This window comes from Brevibacterium sp. CT2-23B (assembly GCF_013168765.1).
Lineage (GTDB): Bacteria > Actinomycetota > Actinomycetes > Actinomycetales > Brevibacteriaceae > Brevibacterium > Brevibacterium sediminis.
Map to the genome: position 1 here is coordinate 693,052 of NZ_JABBYK010000002.1, position 18,037 is coordinate 711,088.

The 18,037-nt window shown below is 64.9% G+C and carries 16 protein-coding genes and 1 tRNA gene; 13 read left to right on the forward strand and 4 right to left on the reverse strand.

The window, feature by feature from the left end:
• Positions 1 to 45 precede the first annotated feature (45 nt).
• Positions 46 to 984 (forward strand): bifunctional DNA-formamidopyrimidine glycosylase/DNA-(apurinic or apyrimidinic site) lyase, encoded by a 939-nt coding sequence (gene mutM, locus HIM68_RS08355; RefSeq protein ID WP_172171287.1) that lies wholly within the window; start codon positions 46 to 48, stop codon positions 982 to 984.
• Positions 985 to 1,277: 293 nt separating this feature from the next.
• Positions 1,278 to 1,673, forward strand: coding sequence for a DoxX family protein (locus HIM68_RS08360; protein WP_172171289.1), 396 nt, complete (start codon positions 1,278 to 1,280; stop codon positions 1,671 to 1,673).
• Positions 1,674 to 1,694: 21 nt separating this feature from the next.
• Here the strand turns inward: HIM68_RS08360 and HIM68_RS08365 are convergent, their stop codons facing one another.
• From HIM68_RS08365 to HIM68_RS08380, 4 genes are all read right to left on the reverse strand, one after another.
• Entirely contained in the window at positions 1,695 to 2,555 is an 861-nt protein-coding gene (locus tag HIM68_RS08365) for a CorA family divalent cation transporter (protein ID WP_172171291.1), read from the reverse strand.
• A 72-nt stretch (positions 2,556 to 2,627) separates the two neighbouring features.
• Complete coding sequence (locus HIM68_RS08370; protein WP_172171293.1) at positions 2,628 to 3,101, reverse strand: hypothetical protein; 474 nt, start codon at positions 3,099 to 3,101, stop codon at positions 2,628 to 2,630.
• 93 nt (positions 3,102 to 3,194) lie between these two features.
• Positions 3,195 to 4,979: a BCCT family transporter gene (locus tag HIM68_RS08375; RefSeq protein ID WP_253903805.1), complete on the reverse strand. Its 1,785-nt coding sequence runs from the start codon at positions 4,977 to 4,979 to the stop codon at positions 3,195 to 3,197.
• Positions 4,980 to 5,262: 283 nt separating this feature from the next.
• Positions 5,263 to 5,335 (reverse strand) — tRNA-Asn (locus HIM68_RS08380).
• A gap of 87 nt (positions 5,336 to 5,422) precedes the next feature.
• Between HIM68_RS08380 and smc the strand changes: the two genes are divergently transcribed.
• The 11 genes from smc (at position 5,423) to lepB (ending at position 17,943) form a co-directional block, all read left to right on the forward strand.
• Positions 5,423 to 8,962: a chromosome segregation protein SMC gene (smc, locus tag HIM68_RS08385; RefSeq protein WP_172171295.1), complete on the forward strand. Its 3,540-nt coding sequence runs from the start codon at positions 5,423 to 5,425 to the stop codon at positions 8,960 to 8,962.
• A gap of 238 nt (positions 8,963 to 9,200) precedes the next feature.
• Positions 9,201 to 9,602, forward strand: coding sequence for a hypothetical protein (locus HIM68_RS08390; protein WP_025777325.1), 402 nt, complete (start codon positions 9,201 to 9,203; stop codon positions 9,600 to 9,602).
• 161 nt (positions 9,603 to 9,763) lie between these two features.
• Positions 9,764 to 10,906, forward strand: coding sequence for a signal recognition particle-docking protein FtsY (gene ftsY / locus HIM68_RS08395; protein ID WP_172171297.1), 1,143 nt, complete (start codon positions 9,764 to 9,766; stop codon positions 10,904 to 10,906).
• Between the two features lie 174 nt (positions 10,907 to 11,080).
• Positions 11,081 to 12,301 (forward strand): ammonium transporter, encoded by a 1,221-nt coding sequence (locus HIM68_RS08400; protein WP_139908450.1) that lies wholly within the window; start codon positions 11,081 to 11,083, stop codon positions 12,299 to 12,301.
• A 427-nt stretch (positions 12,302 to 12,728) separates the two neighbouring features.
• Complete coding sequence (gene ffh, locus HIM68_RS08405) at positions 12,729 to 14,339, forward strand: signal recognition particle protein (protein ID WP_172171299.1); 1,611 nt, start codon at positions 12,729 to 12,731, stop codon at positions 14,337 to 14,339.
• Between the two features lie 157 nt (positions 14,340 to 14,496).
• Entirely contained in the window at positions 14,497 to 14,940 is a 444-nt protein-coding gene (gene rpsP, locus HIM68_RS08410; RefSeq protein ID WP_139468811.1) for a 30S ribosomal protein S16, read from the forward strand.
• A 1-nt stretch (position 14,941) separates the two neighbouring features.
• On the forward strand, positions 14,942 to 15,172 hold the full coding sequence (locus HIM68_RS08415) for an RNA-binding protein (protein ID WP_039210974.1): 231 nt from the start codon (positions 14,942 to 14,944) through the stop codon (positions 15,170 to 15,172).
• A 180-nt stretch (positions 15,173 to 15,352) separates the two neighbouring features.
• Positions 15,353 to 15,853, forward strand: a complete 501-nt coding sequence (rimM, locus tag HIM68_RS08420) for a ribosome maturation factor RimM (RefSeq protein ID WP_139468810.1) — start codon at positions 15,353 to 15,355, stop codon at positions 15,851 to 15,853.
• Positions 15,854 to 15,954: 101 nt separating this feature from the next.
• Positions 15,955 to 16,773, forward strand: coding sequence for a tRNA (guanosine(37)-N1)-methyltransferase TrmD (trmD, locus tag HIM68_RS08425; RefSeq protein ID WP_172171457.1), 819 nt, complete (start codon positions 15,955 to 15,957; stop codon positions 16,771 to 16,773).
• A gap of 173 nt (positions 16,774 to 16,946) precedes the next feature.
• Positions 16,947 to 17,288: a 50S ribosomal protein L19 gene (rplS, locus tag HIM68_RS08430; RefSeq protein WP_025777317.1), complete on the forward strand. Its 342-nt coding sequence runs from the start codon at positions 16,947 to 16,949 to the stop codon at positions 17,286 to 17,288.
• Positions 17,289 to 17,319: 31 nt separating this feature from the next.
• On the forward strand, positions 17,320 to 17,943 hold the full coding sequence (gene lepB, locus HIM68_RS08435) for a signal peptidase I (protein WP_139468809.1): 624 nt from the start codon (positions 17,320 to 17,322) through the stop codon (positions 17,941 to 17,943).
• Positions 17,944 to 18,037 lie beyond the last annotated feature (94 nt).

An 18,037-nucleotide genomic window follows, 5' to 3' on the forward strand; every position in this document is an offset into this window, starting at 1 on the left:
TTTGTGCGCTCACGGGCGCATACCTGATCGAATCGAGGGTCACTGATGCCTGAGCTTCCCGAGGTCGAAAGCGTCCGTCGCGGCGTCGACGAATGGACGGCCGGGACCACGATCACCGGCGCCGAGGTGGCCGACCCCCGAATCCTGGGCACGACGTCCCAGCGGCGCATCGATCCGTCTGCGGTCTCCGGGTTCGCTTCCGCCGTAACCGGGGCGCACATCCTTAGGGCCGAACGGCGCGGGAAGTTCATGTGGCTGAGCCTGGGAGAGGGGACTGATCTCTCCACTGCGGACTCGGTCGCTTCATCTGCGCCGAGGCCCGAACTCGGCATCCTCGTGCATCTGGGCATGAGCGGACAGCTGCGCATCCACTCGCCCGGCGAGGAGATCCACCGCCACACACGGGCGATTCTGCACCTCTCGGACGATGGAGGACAGACACGAGAACTGCGCTTCGTCGACCAACGGATCTTCGGCCATATCGGCGTCCAACCTCTCGTCCACGGGTACGGACGGCTCGTCCCCGCCTCGGCGATTCACATCGCCCCGGATCCGCTCGAGCCCGCATTCGATCCGGAACGGGTCGTTGCGGACCTTGCGAGGAAGCGCACGGCGGTCAAGGCAGCGTTGCTCGACCAGACGCTGGTCAGCGGAATCGGGAACATCTACGCAGATGAGGCCCTGTTCCGGGCGGGAGTCCACCCTTTGGCGACACCCGCGCGGACACGGAAGAGCCGCCTCGTTGCGGTGCTCGAATCCGCGACGAAGGTGATGAGCGATGCCCTGGCCGTGGGCGGGACGAGCTTCGACGCTCTCTACGTCAACGTCAACGGCGAATCCGGATACTTCGATCGCGCCCTGCTCGTCTACGGGCGCGGGGGACAGGAATGTGTGCGCTGCGGGACGGAGATCGTCAAGATCACCGTCGGCGGACGCGGAACCCACTACTGTCCCGTGTGCCAGAAGCCCCCGCGGTATAGGTAGGCGGTGACGGCGCTGGGGTGATCCGGCCTCCGTGTCTCCGGCACGGTGCACTCCAGCTGCCGAGAGCATCCCGCACCGTTGCTCGCAGTCCCTCGCCTTCGCCGCAAGTCCTACAGTCAACGGTCCATCGGTCACCGGCTGCGGCATTATGCACCGCTGCAGCGCGGTGCAATGCAACTCAGGGTGAGGGATGCCGGGCAGGAGAGGCTGTCGAGACCTCTGGCTGCAACGCAGTGAAGCGTAGACTCGGGCGAGAAGTCGCCACCTCGGCGCTCAGGCGGAGAGGAATGCTCATGTTCACGGTTCCAACGATCGCTGCAGGGATCGTACTCCTGCTCGTCAGGGCGGTTCTGACGGTGGCTTTCGTCCGCGAGTTCATGGTCAAGGCCAAGGATATTCCGCGGTTCGCTAAAGCGGATGGGCTCAACGTCCCGACTGCATGGTTCGTCGCCATCGCCGAGCTCGCCGCCGCAGTCTCATTCGGCACCGGCGTCCTCGCCCAATGGGCCGGTCTCGGCGTCGTCGTGCTCATGCTCATCACGACGAGCCTGCACGTCTTCAAATGGCACTCGAAGTACTGGGCCTCGGCGGGCGGTCCCGAATACGACCTGCTCCTGCTGGTGCTGGCCGCGGTCATCACCGCATTCGGTGCCGGCCCGATCGCCATTCCGGCGCTGTTCGGGATGTGACGTCGATGAGCGCGGGCCGACTCACGACGAACGGGTCAAGCGGCGGATGAAGACGAGGGTCGCCACCGTGAGCAGGCCGGGGATGACGAGGCCGAAGACGATGAACGCCGGCAGGCTGCCCAGACGATCGAGCATCCACTGGAAGTTCATGCCGAAGAACCCCGTCGCCAGGGTCAGCGGCAGGAAGATCGTCGCCACGAGTGTCAGCCGTTCGGACACGACGGAGTCCTGTTCGTTGAGGATGTCGCCGAGCATCGCATACAGTCGCGTGGTCATCGACTGATTCGCCCCGAATGCCGCTGCGGCACGGCCGAGCAGCCGCTGATGGTCCTCGCCGAGGCTCTGGGCGAGCTCTTCCTCGTTCGACAGCAGCCTCTGTTGGGCCGCCTGGGTCTCACCGATTCGGAAGAGCTCGGCTCGCAGTCTCCCCATCGTCCGCCGCCGCGGTGAAGACGCGTAGCCCACGGACTGTGCTTCGAGCTCTTGGCACCGATCATCGATCTCGTCGAGTGCCTCTTCGCAGCGGCGCGCCACGATGAGGATGAGCTCGACGAGCACGGTCCACGTATCGCCGGCATCGGCAGGAATCTTTCCCGCGATGGAGTCCAGGGCCTTCTTCTCACCGATGACGAGCAGGCCGCGCTCACGGGCGTGGAGCTGCAGCGCATGGTGGGCACGATCCTCGTCGAGGACCTGCAGCACGAGGCTGATCTGGTCGTCGACGACCGCAGCCATCGGCCGCCTCGGCCCAGGATGTGCGGTGTGCACCGTCAGGTCGAGGCTATTGGCCGCCTCATCCGTCAGCTCTCGGTCTTCGGGGGTGGCGAGAACGCAGCGTGTGTCGGCTGTGTGCTCACGCAGCGCCTCGATGCTGTCGATCACGATCATCAGTCTCGCCCTCCGTCTCTCGCCGTCAGCAGTGCCGCATGCGAACACAGTATCAAGACGTCAGTGTCAGAATGCCCTCGCAAGATACGCTTTGTGGCCGTCGATGAGCGCGCGTTGCGCCTCGGTGTGGTCAGGTGGGGAGAGAATATTCGCGGGGTTCGTCGGAGATAACCACAGTGAGTCGATTTCGACGATCCGACCGTCTCGCAGGCGCGCTGCCGCAGCCAGCCGATAGCGTGAACCGGGAACCGGTAGGAGAATGCGGTCGAGATCCCGCCAGGCGATCCGATGAGGTCTGCCGGTGAAGCCGCACCAGATGAACTCCTCAGGAGTGATCTCCAACCGGGCGCGGGCTCCTAAGTGGAAATTCACCCACGCGCCGATGAGCGCGATGACCGGTGTGAAGAGGAAGATGAGAAAGAATGGTTCGGCGAAGATCGCCAGGAGGATCACCGTGATGAACGCGAGAATCGCCATGACGACGAGCATCCAGCCGATGAATGTCGAGATGTTCCCCTCGTGTCTGATGACTCTGTTCATCTATCGACGTCCTTTCCCTCAGAACTACCTGACGGCGGCCCAGCTACCTCGCGCGAGGTTGCTGGGCCGCCGTCAGGTAGCAATTGGGGGTTGTTAGTTCTTTGTGGAGGTGTCCTTGTCCTCGTCCGGCTCGTCCTCGATCTGGAGTTCCGAGGTTTCGAGGCCGAAGATCTCGCCATCGTACTCGTCGACCGCGGTGGCCACCGAGGTCTCGAGCACGTGTGCGGCCAGCTGCTCCTGGATGATGAGAGGATCCTTCGACAGGTCCTTCCACACAGCCACGCACAGCAGCAGCATGACGATGACGAACGGCAGGGCGGAGACGATCGTGATGTTCTTCAGTCCGTCGAGCGCCTCGGCGGGATCGGAACCGCCCGCCAACAGCATGACCGCAGCCACGGCACCGGTCGCGGTGCCCCAGAAGATGACGAGGCCCTTGCCCGGCTCCTGCATGCCGTTGGCCGACAGCGTGCCCATGACGATCGACGCGGAATCCGCACCGGTGACGAAGAAGATCGCGATGAGGATGACCGTGACGATCATGAGGATGATCGCGACTAGGTTCGGCAACGGCAGAGCGCCGAGGAGGTCGAACAGAACCGTGTCCATGTTGATGTCCGGTTCTCCGTCGACGATGCTCGCCAATGCCTTGACCGTGCCTTCGCCGCGCTCGGCGCGTTCCTGGATGCCGATGGCACCGCCGCCGAAGATCGCGAACCAGATGGTCGAGACGACGGAGGGGACGATGAGCACGCCGGTGACGAACTGACGGACGGTGCGACCGCGCGAGATGCGCGCGATGAACAGGCCGACGAAGGGCGACCATGACACCCACCATGCCCAGTAGAAGACCGTCCACGACGACAGCCATTCATTGACACCCTGCCCGTCGGCAGCGGTGCGTGAAGCCAGCTGAGGCAGATCCTGGATGAACGCACCCACCGAGGAGGGGATGACGTTGAGGATGAACAGCGTCGGACCGCCGATGAAGACGATGAGGGCGACGATGACGGCGAGCACCATGTTGATGTTCGACAGCCACTGGATGCCCTTCTCCACGCCCGACACCGCCGAGGCGACGAATGCGGCCGTGAGGATGGCGATGATGATGACGAGCACCGGTGAAGTGACCTCGGACATGATGCCTGCGGACTCGATGCCGCCGCCGATCTGGATGGCACCCAGACCCAGCGAGCAGGCCGAACCGAACAGAGTCGCGAGGATCGCGAGGATGTTGATGACCTTGCCGCCGATTCCATTGACGGCGCGTTCGCCGAACAGCGGGGTGAACATCGACGAGAACAGCTGCGAGCGTCCCAGACGGAACGAACCGTAAGCCACGCCGAGACCGACGATGGCGTACATCGCCCACGGGTAGAGGGTCCAGTGGAACAGTGTCGTTCCCATGGACGTGCCCATCGCCTCGGCAGTGGAGCCGTCGACGGTGTTCGGGGGAGGCGACATGTAGAAGAAGAGAGGCTCGCCGACCGCGGAGAACACGAGTCCGATGCCCATGCCCGTGGCGAACATCATCGCGATCCACGAGGAGGTCTTGAACTCCGGCTTCTCATCGTCCTTGCCCAGCGGGATCCGTCCGAATCGGCTGACGGCGACGACGATGACGAAGATCGTGAAGATCGTGGCGGCGATGACGAAGAGCCAGCCGAAGTTGTCCATCACTCCGGTCAGCAGCGTGCCAGCCACATTGCCGAGGCTGTCGGGAGAGACGAAGCCCCAGACGACGAATGCGACGGCGAGGATGCCGGCCGCGAAGAAGACCACCTTGTCCAGACCCTCACGTTTGAAGGGCCGGAGCGCGGTCGTCGGATGCTTCAGGTGCTCGATGAGCTCCTGAGTCTTTGTATGTTCACTGCTCATAGTGATCGGGCCGATCGGGGGCGGGTCCTCGGTGACACGAATGAGAACGGGCTGCCGCCTCGGCGTTCCTTCCTTGAATGGACTGCATCGGACAGGTGGCCGAAGGGATCCGAGCCGAGTGCACCCGAACACCTCTCACACATGATCATGACAGACCATGGGCGATGATGGTCGGAATTCCCTCATCTCGGACCACCATCGGTCGCCTTTCGCTGTGCTTCACCGTCACACAGGTGCGGTGAATAGTGAGGGGCCCTGCCGCGCACGACAGGGCCCCTTCCAGCTCCCCCGGCTGGGCTCGAACCAGCGACCCTTCGATTAACAGTCGAATGCTCTGCCAACTGAGCTACGGAGGAAAACGGCGCAGTCGTCTACGCACGAGGAGAAACTCTACCAAAAGATTCGGGATCTCGCCGCCGCCTGCGGATATGCTGGTGCCCAATATGCATCTCAAAAGCCTGACACTGCGGGGATTCAAGTCCTTCGCCTCGGCGACGACCCTTCGATTCGAGCCGGGAATCACCTGCGTCGTCGGACCGAACGGCTCGGGCAAGTCCAATGTCGTCGACGCCCTGTCCTGGGTGATGGGCGAACAGGGTGCGAAGAATCTGCGCGGCGGAAAGATGGACGACGTCATCTTCGCCGGAACCTCGAAACGTCAGGCCCTGGGGCGCGCCGAGGTGACTCTGACCATCGACAACACCGACGGGGCCATCCCCGTCGACTACACCGAGGTGACCATCTCGCGGACCCTGTTCCGCACCGGCGGATCCGAATACGCCGTCAACGGGGCACCGGCGAGGCTGCTCGACATCCAAGAGCTGCTCAACGACTCCGGCCTGGGCAAGGAGATGCACGTTATCGTCGGTCAGGGCCGCCTCGACGCGATCCTCCATGCCGACCCGCTGGAGAGGCGCAGCTTCATCGAAGAGGCCGCCGGGGTGCTCAAGCATCGCCGCCGCAAGGACAAAGCGGTCCGCAAACTCACCGGACTGCAGACGAACCTCGACCGCCTCACCGATCTGCGCACCGAACTCAACCGGCAGCTGGGGCCCTTGGGACGGCAGGCCGAAGCCGCCGCGAAGGCAGCGACCGTGCAGGCGACGCTGCGTGACGCCACCGCCAGGCTGCTCGCCGACGACGCTGTGAGGATGCAGTCCTCCCTGGCCTCGACGAGCGAGGGCGAAGACCACAGCGACCGCATCGCCGAACTCGACCACCGCCGCACCCGCGCCGAGGCGCGCCTGTCGGAGATCGAAGCCCGGCTGTCCGAACTCGACAGCGAACTCGACGTCCAACGCACCGCCGAATCGCGGACACAGACGCAGGTCGTGCGCGCCCAAGGACTGAGCCAACGTGCCGCGGACAAGCGCTCCCACCTGCTCTCGGAGGTCACGAGCCTCGGGCAGAGGGAAGCGAAGTCACCCGAAGAGCTGCGCGCCCAGGCCGAACGCAACCGTTCCGAACTCACCGACGCCGAGGCGGCCGTGACCGAGAAGACGAACGCACTCGAGGCCAGCCAGCAGCGGAAGGAAGAGCTCACCCAAGCCCTGCGCGCCGCCGAAGACGAGGTCAAGGCAGCACAGATTGCCATCACCGAAGCGGTGAAGAACCGCTCGGCGCTGCAGTCGAAGCAGACCCAGGCGGCCGAGCGGATCACCGACCTCAAATCCCGAATCGAAGCCAACCGCGCGGAGATCGACACCGTCACCGCCCGCATCGCCGAACGCAGCAGGGAACTCGAATCGGCCGAGACTGGTGTCGAGGACGTCGAAGCCGGTGAGACCGAACTCGATTCCGCGTACGAGGCGGCGCAGAAGAGCCTCGAGAAGCTGGAGACCGAACGCACTGAGCTGCAGGAGCAGCGGGCGCAGGTCGCGTCCGAACTGTCATCGGCGAAGGCGCGCGCGGAAGCCCTGGCGTTGGGCACCGCCCTGGAAGCCGACCTCGAAGACATCGTCAATGCGGACCTGCCGGGAGTGCGCACGGCCGTGACAGAAAGACTGAGTGTCGACCATGGGTTCGAAATGGCCGCGGCAGCGGCCCTGTCGACGACGGTCTCCGGTGTCATCGTCGATGACAGCGCAGCGGCGCTGGCAGTGCTCGACCACCTCGGAGAGGACACGAACGTGTCACTGACGATTCCCGCCGGAGTCGAACCAGCAGCAGGGAAGGGTGGTGGGACCACCCTTGACGCTCTGCTGGAGCTGCCTGCGTCAGAAGGCCTGCGATGGCTCTCCGATGTCGTCGACAGCGACGTCCCCGAACTGCGTGCTCTGCTGGCCCGGGCGCTGCACGGTGTCGTCTGCGTCCCCGATGCGCGCACCGGAATCGAACTGACCGCGGCCCGGCCCGAACTCACCGCTGTCACCGTCCACGGTGAAGTGCTCACCGCGACCCGCATCAGCCGGGCCCGCACCGCCTCGGGCACACGGCTGGCCTCACAGACCGCGCTCGAGGACACCCATTCCCTCATCGCCGAACTCGACGACCGGGCGAGGAAGCTCGACGCCTCCTTGAGCGAACTCGAACCCCGCCTGACCGCCGCACGTGAGGAATCAGCCGCAGCCCTCGATGCTCTCCACTCCTCGGATGCGAAGATCATGGCCGCGGCCGAAGAGGTCTCGCGCATCACCGGTGAGATCGGTGTGGCTCGCACTCGCCTGCAGCGCGCGCAGGAGAACGCGACCGAACTCGAATCCCGCCTCGCCGCCGCCGAACGGGACTCTCAATCGGCCGCGGCAGCACTGGCCGGAGCCGCCGAGGTCGACGAAGTCGTCGATACCGCCGCCCGGGATGAACTCAGCGCACAGGTCGCCCAAGCTTCGGAAGACCTCGTCGAAGCCCGCATCAGTCACCGGTCGGCTGCCGACCGGGCCCGGTTCCTCAGCGACCGGGTGGAATCCCTCCTGCGGGCGGCGAAGGCCGAGGAAGCGGCGCGGGAGCAGACGCAGCGCACTATCGCGAAGAAGAAGCGGGCGGCAGCCTCGGTGCAGCTCATCGCCGAAACCGCGGCCGAAGCCGCGGAGCTCGCCGCCTCAACGGTGGCCGAACTCGGTGAGGCGATCCAGGTTCTCGTCGATGAACGCGGCGGTCTGCGCGAAGAGAAGGGCCGCCTAGGCGAGGAATTGGGATCGACGCGAACCCAGCTGCAGAAGCTCAAGGACGCCGCGGCCGAAGCCGAACTCGCGAAGGAGCGTTTCCGACTTCGGCTCGAGGAGATCGCGCACCGATCGGAGGAGGAGACGGGGTTGGGAATCGACCGCCTCATCGACGAATTCGGGCCGCATCTGCCCGTTCCGTCGTTCGAGGAGGACGTCGAGGACCGGCCGTATGTGCGCGCGGAAGTGGAGAAGCGGCAGAAGCAGGCGGCGTCGCAGCTCAAGCGCATCGGCACGGTCAATCCGCTCGCGCTCGAGGAGTATGAGGCGCTGAAGGAGCGGCATCAGTTCCTCGAGAAGCAGATCGCGGACATCGAATCCTCGCGCAAGGACCTCATGCAGCTCGTCGAGGAGGTCGACCGGCACGTCGAACGCGTCTTCGCCGAAGCCTATGCGGATACGGCGCGGGAGTTCGAGGACATCTTCTCCCGTCTCTTCCCCGGCGGTGAGGGCGCCTTGAGCCTGACCGATCCGAACGATATGCTCACCACCGGCGTCGACGTGCACGCCCGCCCGGCCGGCAAGAAGGTCAAACGTCTGTCTCTGCTCTCCGGAGGCGAGCGGTCGCTGGTGGCCGTGGCCATGCTGGTCGCGATCTTCAAGGCCCGGCCGAGCCCGTTCTACGTCATGGACGAGGTCGAAGCGGCCCTCGACGATCTCAACCTCTCGCGCCTGCTCACGGTGTTCAAGGAGCTGCAGGACTCCTCGCAGCTCATCGTCATCACCCACCAGAAGCGGACGATGGAGATCGCCGATGCCCTCTACGGAGTGACGATGCACGGCGACGGGGTGTCGAAAGTCATATCGCAGCGGATTCCGTGATCGGCAGTCCGCTCTTCGGCCGGCGCGCCCGAGGTGGCAGGCCCGCCGCTGGGGCACAAGGCCATTTGACGGTGATGCCCAGGACAGTCCCAGGGAATTTTGCAACTGCCGTACGGCGGGCGAGCACAATAGTCGTGGCCGGGGACTATAGACTTGGGCCGAGACACAGGTATTCGAAGAATGTGAGGAGCGGGACGTCCATGGCCGAGGCTGCTGTACTGCGAGGTGGCTCGAGGGCATGAATTCGGTACTTGTCGTCATCGTCGGACTTGCGATCTCCTTCGCCCTGGCACTCGTCGTCGTCCTTCTCGTGGCTCTGCCCGGCCTGCGCGCCGAAGGACGCCTGCGATACTCCTCCGACGTGCAGCGATTCCGTCTGCCGCCCGAGTGGACCGGCTACGACGACGAAGTCCACGAATTCTTCGGCCACGATGACGGCACCTCGCACCTGGCGACCAGGGAACAGGCGGCGGTGACCGCGATCCGCGACCACTCCTATGTGCTCCGGCCACAGCCCCGACGCCATGCCGCGCCCTCGCTCATCACGGTCCGCCCGCGCACCCGCCACTGGAAGATCCCCGAGTCGGGAACAGGGTGGAAGACCACCGCCGGGCTGCTCTTCGGCAGCCGCGGATCCTGACCTTAAGACCCATGCGGCCTCGAGCGGTCGAGGCCCGCGACAACGGAGACCGCGCCGACTGATTCCGGCGCGCTCACCGACACACTGACACCACCGGAAGAGTCCGGGAACTCGAGTGCCGGCGGCCCGAACGGCGGCACTCAAAGGAGGACGGAAGAACCATGGATCAGCCGATCATCTTGCTCATCGTCGCGGCGATCGTGTTCGCTCTCGTCGTCGGCGTGGGCATCTCGCTGCGCGTCAATGCGCGTAAGAAGGGCCTCGATGACAGGCGCGGCATCGATGCGGAGGTCACCGGTGAGCTGAGCATCGATGACGTCGCCGAGGCGGTCGAGAAGGACAAAGCCGAAGCGCGCGGTTCCGAGGTCCCCACCGAACCGGCCAGCCGCCTCGTCCGCCTGCGCGAGCGCCTGGCGAAGTCGAACAGCGGGCTCGGACGCGGACTGCTCAACCTCCTCTCCCGTGACAACCTCGACGAGTCCGCATGGGAGGAGATCGAGGATACGCTCATCCTCGCCGACGTCGGCGTCGAACCGACGACCGAGCTCGTCGACCGCCTGCGCGAACGCGTCAAGGTGCTCGGCACCCGGGATCCCGAAGAGGTCCGCGGGCTGCTGCGCGAAGAGCTCATCAAACTCGTCGATCCGACGATGGACCGCTCGCTCGCCGACACCGGCAAGGACGGTGACCCCTCCGTCATCCTCGTCGTCGGGGTCAACGGTGCCGGGAAGACGACGACGGTGGGCAAGATCGCCCGCGTGCTCGTCGCTGAGGACAAGTCCGTGCTGCTCGGTGCCGCGGACACCTTCCGCGCTGCCGCGGCCGAACAGCTGGCCACGTGGGGTGAACGTGTCGGCGTCGAAACCGTGCGCAAGGAAGAAGGTGCCGATCCCGCCTCGGTGGCCTACTCGGCCGTCGAGAAGGGACAGGCCGACGGTTCCGACGTCGTCCTCATCGACACCGCCGGACGTCTGCAGAACAAACGCGGACTCATGGACGAACTCGGCAAGGTCAAACGAGTGGCCACCCGACCGCTGGGGGAGGGCCACGAGATCGACGAGGTGCTCCTCGTCCTCGACGCGACCACCGGTCAGAACGGCATGCAGCAGGCGAAGGTCTTCGCCGAGGCGGTCGACATCACCGGGATCGTGCTCACCAAGCTCGACGGCACCGCGAAGGGCGGAATCGTCGTCGCCGTTCAGCGTGAGCTCGGGGTGCCGGTCAAGCTCATCGGCCTCGGCGAAGGCGCGGACGACTTGGCGCCATTCACCGCCGAAGGGTTCGTCGACGCACTGCTCGACTGATTTCGCACACCGAATCTGCGGATGGATTCTGCCGGGTCTCACCCTTGTGAATGCTGGGAGAGACCCGGCTTGTCATAATCACGAAACATAGCCGAATCATCACTGTGACATGCGTCATGGAGACTGTCTCTGCGCGGTTCGATCCGGAACCGGCTTCGACAGATGAGAGACGACATGGAACTCGATGCAGTGAACGTATGGATGATGGTCGCGGCAGGGCTGGTCCTGCTCATGACCCCCGGGGTGGCGTTCTTCTACGGCGGGATGACGCGCATCACCTCGGCGATCAACATGATGATGATGGTCTTCTCCGCAATGGCCGTCGGTGGGCTCGTCTGGGTGCTCTACGGATACGGCCTGAGCTCGGGTGATTCGATCGCCGGGCTCGTCGGTAATCCGCTGTCCCAGCTCGGACTCACCGGTGCCGTCGCCGACGACCCCGCCTCGCTGATCTCGATCGGCTACGGTTCGACGTTCGCGATGATCGCGATCGCACTCATCGCCGGTGCCGTCGCCGACCGAGCGAAATTCTCCACCTGGCTGGTCTTCTCGGCCGCCTGGGTCACCCTCGTATACTGCCCGCTGGCGTTCATGGTCTGGGGCGACGGACTGCTCAGCGAATCAGGAGCGATCGGCAGCCTGTTCGGGCCCGCCATCGACTTCGCCGGCGGCACCGTCGTTCATATCAATGCCGGCATCTCCGCACTTGTCCTCGTCGTCGTCATGGGGCGCCGGGCCCGCTTCTCGACCCCGCACAAGCCGCACAACATCCCGATCACCGTGCTCGGTGCGGCCCTGCTGTGGTTCGGTTGGTTCGGCTTCAACGGCGGTGCCGCCTCGACGATCGAACAGGGCGGACTCATCTGGATCAACACCCTGGCCGCTCCGGCAGCCGGCATGATCACCTGGATCATGATCGAACGTCTGCGGGCCTCGCGACCGTCCAGCATCGGCAGCGTCTCGGGTGCGATCGCCGGCCTTGTCGCCATCACCCCGGCCTGCGCCAACGTCGATCCCTACGCCGCCGTGCTCATCGGCATCGCCGCAGGAGCGGGAGCGATCTTCGCCGTCGAGGCGAAGAACCGCCTGCGCTACGACGATGCTCTCGACGTGGTGGCCGTCCACCTCGTCGCAGGAATCATCGGCACCGTGATGATCGGCTTCTTCGCCTTCCCCCACGAGGACGGACCGGCCGGTCTCTTCTACGGCGGCGGACTCGAACTGCTCATCGCGCAGGTGCTCGCCTGCCTCGTGGCCATCGTCTTCGCCGGACTCGTCACGCTGGCCATCTCGCTGGTGCTGCGGCAGACGATGGGGCTGCGGATCGACCCGCGCGAGGAGCTCGAGGGCATCGACACCTACGAGCACGCGGAGCAGGCCTACTCCTTCCGGTGATCGCGGCCGCCCGCGGCGGCTTCCCCGGTCGCCGGCCGCGGCCAGCTGAATCTCGGCCCTCACCTCTGCGGCGTGCAGCATCCCTCACCGCTTGGTCTATCTCCTACAGCCAGTCGGGCATCCCTCACCGCTCCTCGCAATCCGCCTGGGTGTAACGAGTGGGTATGCGACTGCCAGCGTGTTTTGCGAGGAAATGTCGGGTGAACCGCTAGCGGTGAGGGATGCCTCGCGAGTGGCGTACTGGGACGCTCGCCGGGTGATGGCGGCGAGAAGGGCATCCTCAGCGAGGCGGCGTCAGAAGACGGGCCGCCTCGGTGAGGAGTTCACCGGGGCTCACGGGGGTTTGCCAGCATGCGCGGTTTCAGCCGGACCCGGGTGAGTTGCTAGTCTAGAGAGTCGACCAAACCATCGTGAAGAAGGCTTGTACGTGTTTAACTCTCTGTCCGACAGGCTCACCGCGACTTTCAAGAATCTGCGCGGGAAGGGCCGGCTGTCCGAAGCCGACGTCGATGCCACCATCCGTGAGATCAGACGTGCCCTGCTCGACGCCGACGTCGCTCTGCCTGTCGTGCGTGCCTTCACCGGCCGGATCCGTGAACGCGCCCTGTCCGAGGAGGTCTCGGGCGCACTCAATCCCGGCCAGCAGGTCGTCAAGATCGTCAACGACGAACTCGTCGGCATCCTCGGCGGTCAGACCCGTCGACTCAACTTCGCCAAGCGGCCGCCGACGGTCATCATGCTCGCCGGCCTCCAGGGTGCAGGTAAGACCACCCTGGCGGGAAAGCTCGCGCACTGGCTGAAGTCCGAGGGCCACCGGCCGATGCTCGTCGCGGCCGACCTGCAGCGTCCCAACGCCGTCAACCAGCTCCAGATCGTCGGCGAGCGTGCCGGTGCCGTGGTCTACGCCCCGGAACCGGGCAATGGCGTTGGTGATCCGATCCAGGTCGCCACCGACTCGATCGAGGTCGCGAAGTCCAAACTCCACGACGTCGTCATCGTCGATACGGCCGGCCGCCTCGGCATCGACGAGGAGCTCATGCAGCAGGCCGCGGACATCCGCAGCGCGGTCAACCCCGACGAAGTCCTCTTCGTCATCGACGCGATGATCGGTCAGGACGCGGTGAAGACCGCCGAGGCGTTCCTCGACGGCGTCGACTTCACCGGCGTGGTGCTCTCGAAGCTCGACGGTGACTCCCGCGGTGGTGCCGCGCTGTCCGTCGCCGAGGTGACCGGAAAGCCGATCATGTTCGCCTCCACGGGCGAATCGATGAAGGACTTCGAGCAGTTCCATCCGGACCGGATGGCCGACCGGATCCTCGACATGGGCGACATCATGACGCTCATCGAGCAGGCCGAGAAGAACTTCGACGAAAAAGAGACCGAGAAGCTCAAGAAGAAGGTCGAATCCGGCGAGGACTTCGACCTCAACGACTTCCTCACGCAGATGGCGGGCCTGAAGAAGATGGGCTCGATGAAGAAGATGCTGGGCATGATGCCCGGCATGAGCCAGTACAAGGAGCAGCTGGCGAACTTCGACGAGCGTGAGGTCGACCGAGTCGAAGCGATTGTGAGATCGATGACACCCCAGGAGCGCTCCAACCCGAAGATCCTCAACGGCTCCCGCCGTGCCCGCATCGCCAAGGGCGCCGGCACCACGGTCACCGCGGTCAACCAGCTCATGGAGCGCTTCACCCAGGCGCAGAAGATGATGCGGTCGATGACCCGCGGCGGCGGAATGCCCGGAATGCCCGGTGGCGGAGGTATGCCGCAGATGCCCGGAATGGGCGGAATGCCTGGTGCCGCGGGTGGCAAGAAGAAGAAACCCGCAGGGAAGAAGAAGGGCCGCAAGGGCGGTCAGTCGGGCAACCCGGCCAAGCGTGCGCAGGAGGCACAGGCGCTGGCGGACAAGAAGGCGGGCAAGACCCAGGACCCGGTCGGCTCGGCTTTCGGCGGAGTCGATCTGGGCAAGGACGAGGAGTTCGATCCGGCGAACCTGCCCAAGGGCTTCGGCGGAATCTTCCCAGGTGGCAAGAAGTAGAGCCTTCTGGCACAATTGACTCTTGTACTTTTGCTCTCGGTCCGGGCCCTCTCATCCGCGCCGAAGTGATAGTCCGAGCCGCGGCTTCCAGCAGATCAACCCCACGATTCTTCTGGTACAGCTGTGCACACAGAACACAAAAGGAGACACCACTAAAGTGGCAGTCAAAATTCGTCTGACCCGCATGGGCAAGATCCGTGCACCCTTCTACCGCGTCGTGGTCGCTGACTCGAAGACCCGTCGTGACGGTAAGGCCATCGAGCAGATCGGCATCTACCACCCGACCCGTGAGCCTTCGGTCATCGAGATCGATTCCGAGCGAGCACAGTACTGGCTCGGCGTCGGCGCACAGCCGAGCGACCAGGTCAAGGCTCTGCTCAAGCTCACCGGTGACTGGCAGAAGTTCACCGGCGAAGGCGAAGCGGTCAACACCGTGAAGCCGCAGCCGGAGAAGGAAGCCTACGTGGCACCCAACGCCGAATCGGTGATCAAGGAAGCCATCACGCAGAAGGGCGGCAAGTCCGCTGAAGCTGCCGAGGCTCCGGCCGAGGAAGCAGCCGAAGCCGCACCTGAGGCCGCTGAAGAAAGCGCTGAAGCCTGAGATGTTGCCTGATTCGCTCGAACATCTGGTCCGCGGAATCGTCGATCATCCCGACGACGTCTCCGTCCGTTCGCGTTCTTCGCAGCGCGGCACGACCCTCGAGGTCCGGGTTCACCCCGAAGACCTCGGCCGGGTCATCGGCCGTGCAGGCAGGACCGCCAAGGCCCTGCGCACCGTGATGAACTCGCTGGCCGGCCGTGAGTCGGTGCGAGTGGACCTCATCGAGGCGTAATTCCAACATCCGAGAGGGGATGCAGCGCACGTGCGCTGCATCCCCTCTCGTGCATTCACTTAACCGTCGCCGACTACACTGGTGCCTGAACAGGGCGGCCCGCCGTACGACCGCAGAAGCGCAGTCACCTCAGTGCAGGGCCGGCCGAACAGACAGCGACAGCAGACCTCGAGGAGCAGTATGGACACGGTGATCGCCCGGCTGGGCAAGCCGCACGGAATCAAGGGCGAGTTCACCGTCGAGGTGCGCACCGACCGACCCGAGGACCGGCTCAATCCAGGGGCGACCTTCGCCACGGATCCCGATATCGGAGAGCTGACGCTGAAGTCGGCGAGGTGGCACCGCGATCGCCTGCTCCTGGCCTTCGATGAAGTCCCCGACCGCAACCGCGCCGAGGAGATCCGCAACACCCTCATCCTCGCCGAGGCGGATGAGGACGAAGACGAAACTGACGCCTGGTACCTCGACGACCTCATCGGCCTCAAGGTCTATGAGAACGACGCGCTCGTCGGCGAGATCGTCGACGTCACGAACGGCACCGCCCAGGATCTGCTCCACATGAAGCACACCGCCGGTCACGTTGTGCTCATCCCCTTCGTCACCGAGATCGTGCCCGATGTCGACATCGACTCGGGCCGCGTCACCGTCACCCCGCCCGCCGGCCTCTTCGACGCCGAATGAGCGAACCGTTCCCGATGAATGGCACCGACACCCCCGCCGAGGCGACCGGAACGGACCCGGTGACCCAGGGTGCGACCCGCGCCGAGGCGGTCGGACCGCAGATGTCGATCGATGTCGTGTCGATCTTCCCCGAATATCTCGCCGGACTGCAGCTTTCGCTCATCGGCAAGGCCGTCGATCGTGGTCAGCTGAGCCTCGGCGTCCACGACCTGCGGGACTTCACCTTCGACCGGCACAACACGGTCGATGACTCGCCCTATGGCGGGGGAGCGGGAATGGTCATGAAGGCCGAACCCTGGGCGCTGGCTCTCGAGCACATCCTGGCAGGTCGCGGCAGCGCTGCGGTGGGTGAAGGTGCGGACGGCGCTCGGACATCCGGTCCGGCAGCCGGAGGCAAGCCGACGCTCATCGTGCCCAGCCCTGCCGGGCAGGTGTTCGATCAGCGCATCGCCGAGGATCTCGCCGCCCGTGAGCATCTGGTCTTCGCCTGCGGACGCTACGAAGGAATCGACCAGCGCGTCATCGATTGGGCCGGGGAGCACTTCGACCTGCTGCCCATGAGCATCGGCGACTACGTCCTCAACGGCGGTGAAGTCGCCTCGATGGTGATGATCGAAGCGGTCACCCGCCTCATCCCCGGCGTCATCGGAAACCCCGAGTCGCTGACCGAGGAGAGCCACGAAGACGGACTGCTCGAATACCCGATCTATACGAAGCCGGCGTCCTGGCGCGGACGCGAAGTGCCCGAGATCCTGCTCAGCGGCAACCACGCTGCGATCGCCAGGTGGCGACGTGACCGACGTCTCGAACGCACCGCGGATGTCAGACCGGATCTGCTCGAGAAGCTCGATGACCTGAGCAAGGACGACCTGGCCGCGCTCGAGCGGTTTGAGTCTGAGCGCTCAACCGTGACAGAATAGAGCGTCGCGTTTGTTGGCACTCACCTGCTTCAGGGGGATGAGTGCCCACGGTGGCCCGTCGCATCGATTCGGCGGGTCGACGGGGAGAGATCCCGACAGACGATCCAGTTACCGGAACACCGGTCCGATATGCGTGTCCTCGACCTGAAGCAGAGGCCACAGGAGAAACCACAATGCAGAAGCTCGATGTTGTAGATGCAGCCTCGCTGAAGTCTGACGTTCCCGAATTCCGTCCGGGCGACACCCTCAACGTTCACGTCAAGGTGATCGAAGGTTCGCGCTCGCGTATCCAGGTCTTCAAGGGAATCGTCATCCGTCGTCAGGGCGACGGCGTTCGCGAGACCTTCACCGTCCGTAAGATCAGCTTCGGCGTCGGTGTGGAGCGTACCTTCCCGGTGCACTCGCCCAACGTCGACAAGATCGAGGTGCTCACCCGCGGCGCTGTGCGCCGTGCGAAGCTGTACTACCTGCGCGAACTGCGCGGCAAGGCCGCTCGCATCCGCGAAAAGGCCTGATTTGCCCGGCACTGTGGGCGATGATCACACGGTGCCGAACAGACATGAAGACGCGACCTTCGGGTCGCGTCTTCTGTCTTCGGCACGGTTCTGGAAGGCGATCGTGGCGATCGTCGTCGTCATCATCGTGCTCGGCGGATCGATCCGCGGATTCGTCATCCAGCGCTTCACCATTCCGAGCGCCTCGATGGAGCCGACGCTCAATGTCGATGATTCGATCACAGTGTGGCGCCCGGACGCCCTGCGTGGAGACCTCCAACGCGGAGACATCGTCGTCTTCGACGGCCGCGGATCGTTCGTCGACGATGCGCTGCCCACTCCTCTGCAGAAGATCGGTTCCTGGGTCGGACTCGGCCCTCGGGACGTCTACTACGTCAAACGCGTCATCGCCGTCGGCGGTGACAGCCTCGAATGCTGCGACGCGAAGGGTCGTCTGCTGCTCAACGGCAAGCCTCTGACCGAGGACTATGCGCCGGCCCCCGCCTCGTCGGTGGAATTCTCCATCGAAGTCCCCGAGGGCACCATGTGGGTGATGGGCGACAATCGCAACGACTCCGCCGACTCCAGGTCGCTGCTGGGACGGCCCGGTGGGGGATTCATCCCCACCGACCGGATCATCGGCCCCGTGATCGGGCACGGCTCCTCGATCGACTGAGCGCACACACCGCAACTGCACTGCGGCTGAGTGTGCGGCGAGAGTCGTGCTGATACGCTCGGTTCAGTCCACAGCCGCAGTCCTGGTCCGATGT

Bases quoted from the DNA above. Each gene is read 5' to 3' on its own strand.
- mutM (WP_172171287.1), top strand. From the start codon at position 46: ATGCCTGAGCTTCCCGAGGTCGAAAGCGTCCGTCGCGGCGTCGACGAA.
- HIM68_RS08360 (WP_172171289.1), top strand. From the start codon at position 1,278: ATGTTCACGGTTCCAACGATCGCTGCAGGGATCGTACTCCTGCTCGTC.
- HIM68_RS08370 (WP_172171293.1), bottom strand. From the start codon at position 3,101: ATGAACAGAGTCATCAGACACGAGGGGAACATCTCGACATTCATCGGC.
- HIM68_RS08375 (WP_253903805.1), bottom strand. From the start codon at position 4,979: ATGAGCAGTGAACATACAAAGACTCAGGAGCTCATCGAGCACCTGAAG.
- smc (WP_172171295.1), top strand. From the start codon at position 5,423: ATGCATCTCAAAAGCCTGACACTGCGGGGATTCAAGTCCTTCGCCTCG.
- HIM68_RS08390 (WP_025777325.1), top strand. From the start codon at position 9,201: ATGAATTCGGTACTTGTCGTCATCGTCGGACTTGCGATCTCCTTCGCC.
- ftsY (WP_172171297.1), top strand. From the start codon at position 9,764: ATGGATCAGCCGATCATCTTGCTCATCGTCGCGGCGATCGTGTTCGCT.
- HIM68_RS08400 (WP_139908450.1), top strand. From the start codon at position 11,081: ATGGAACTCGATGCAGTGAACGTATGGATGATGGTCGCGGCAGGGCTG.
- HIM68_RS08415 (WP_039210974.1), top strand. From the start codon at position 14,942: ATGTTGCCTGATTCGCTCGAACATCTGGTCCGCGGAATCGTCGATCAT.
- rimM (WP_139468810.1), top strand. From the start codon at position 15,353: ATGGACACGGTGATCGCCCGGCTGGGCAAGCCGCACGGAATCAAGGGC.
- trmD (WP_172171457.1), top strand. From the start codon at position 15,955: ATGTCGATCGATGTCGTGTCGATCTTCCCCGAATATCTCGCCGGACTG.
- rplS (WP_025777317.1), top strand. From the start codon at position 16,947: ATGCAGAAGCTCGATGTTGTAGATGCAGCCTCGCTGAAGTCTGACGTT.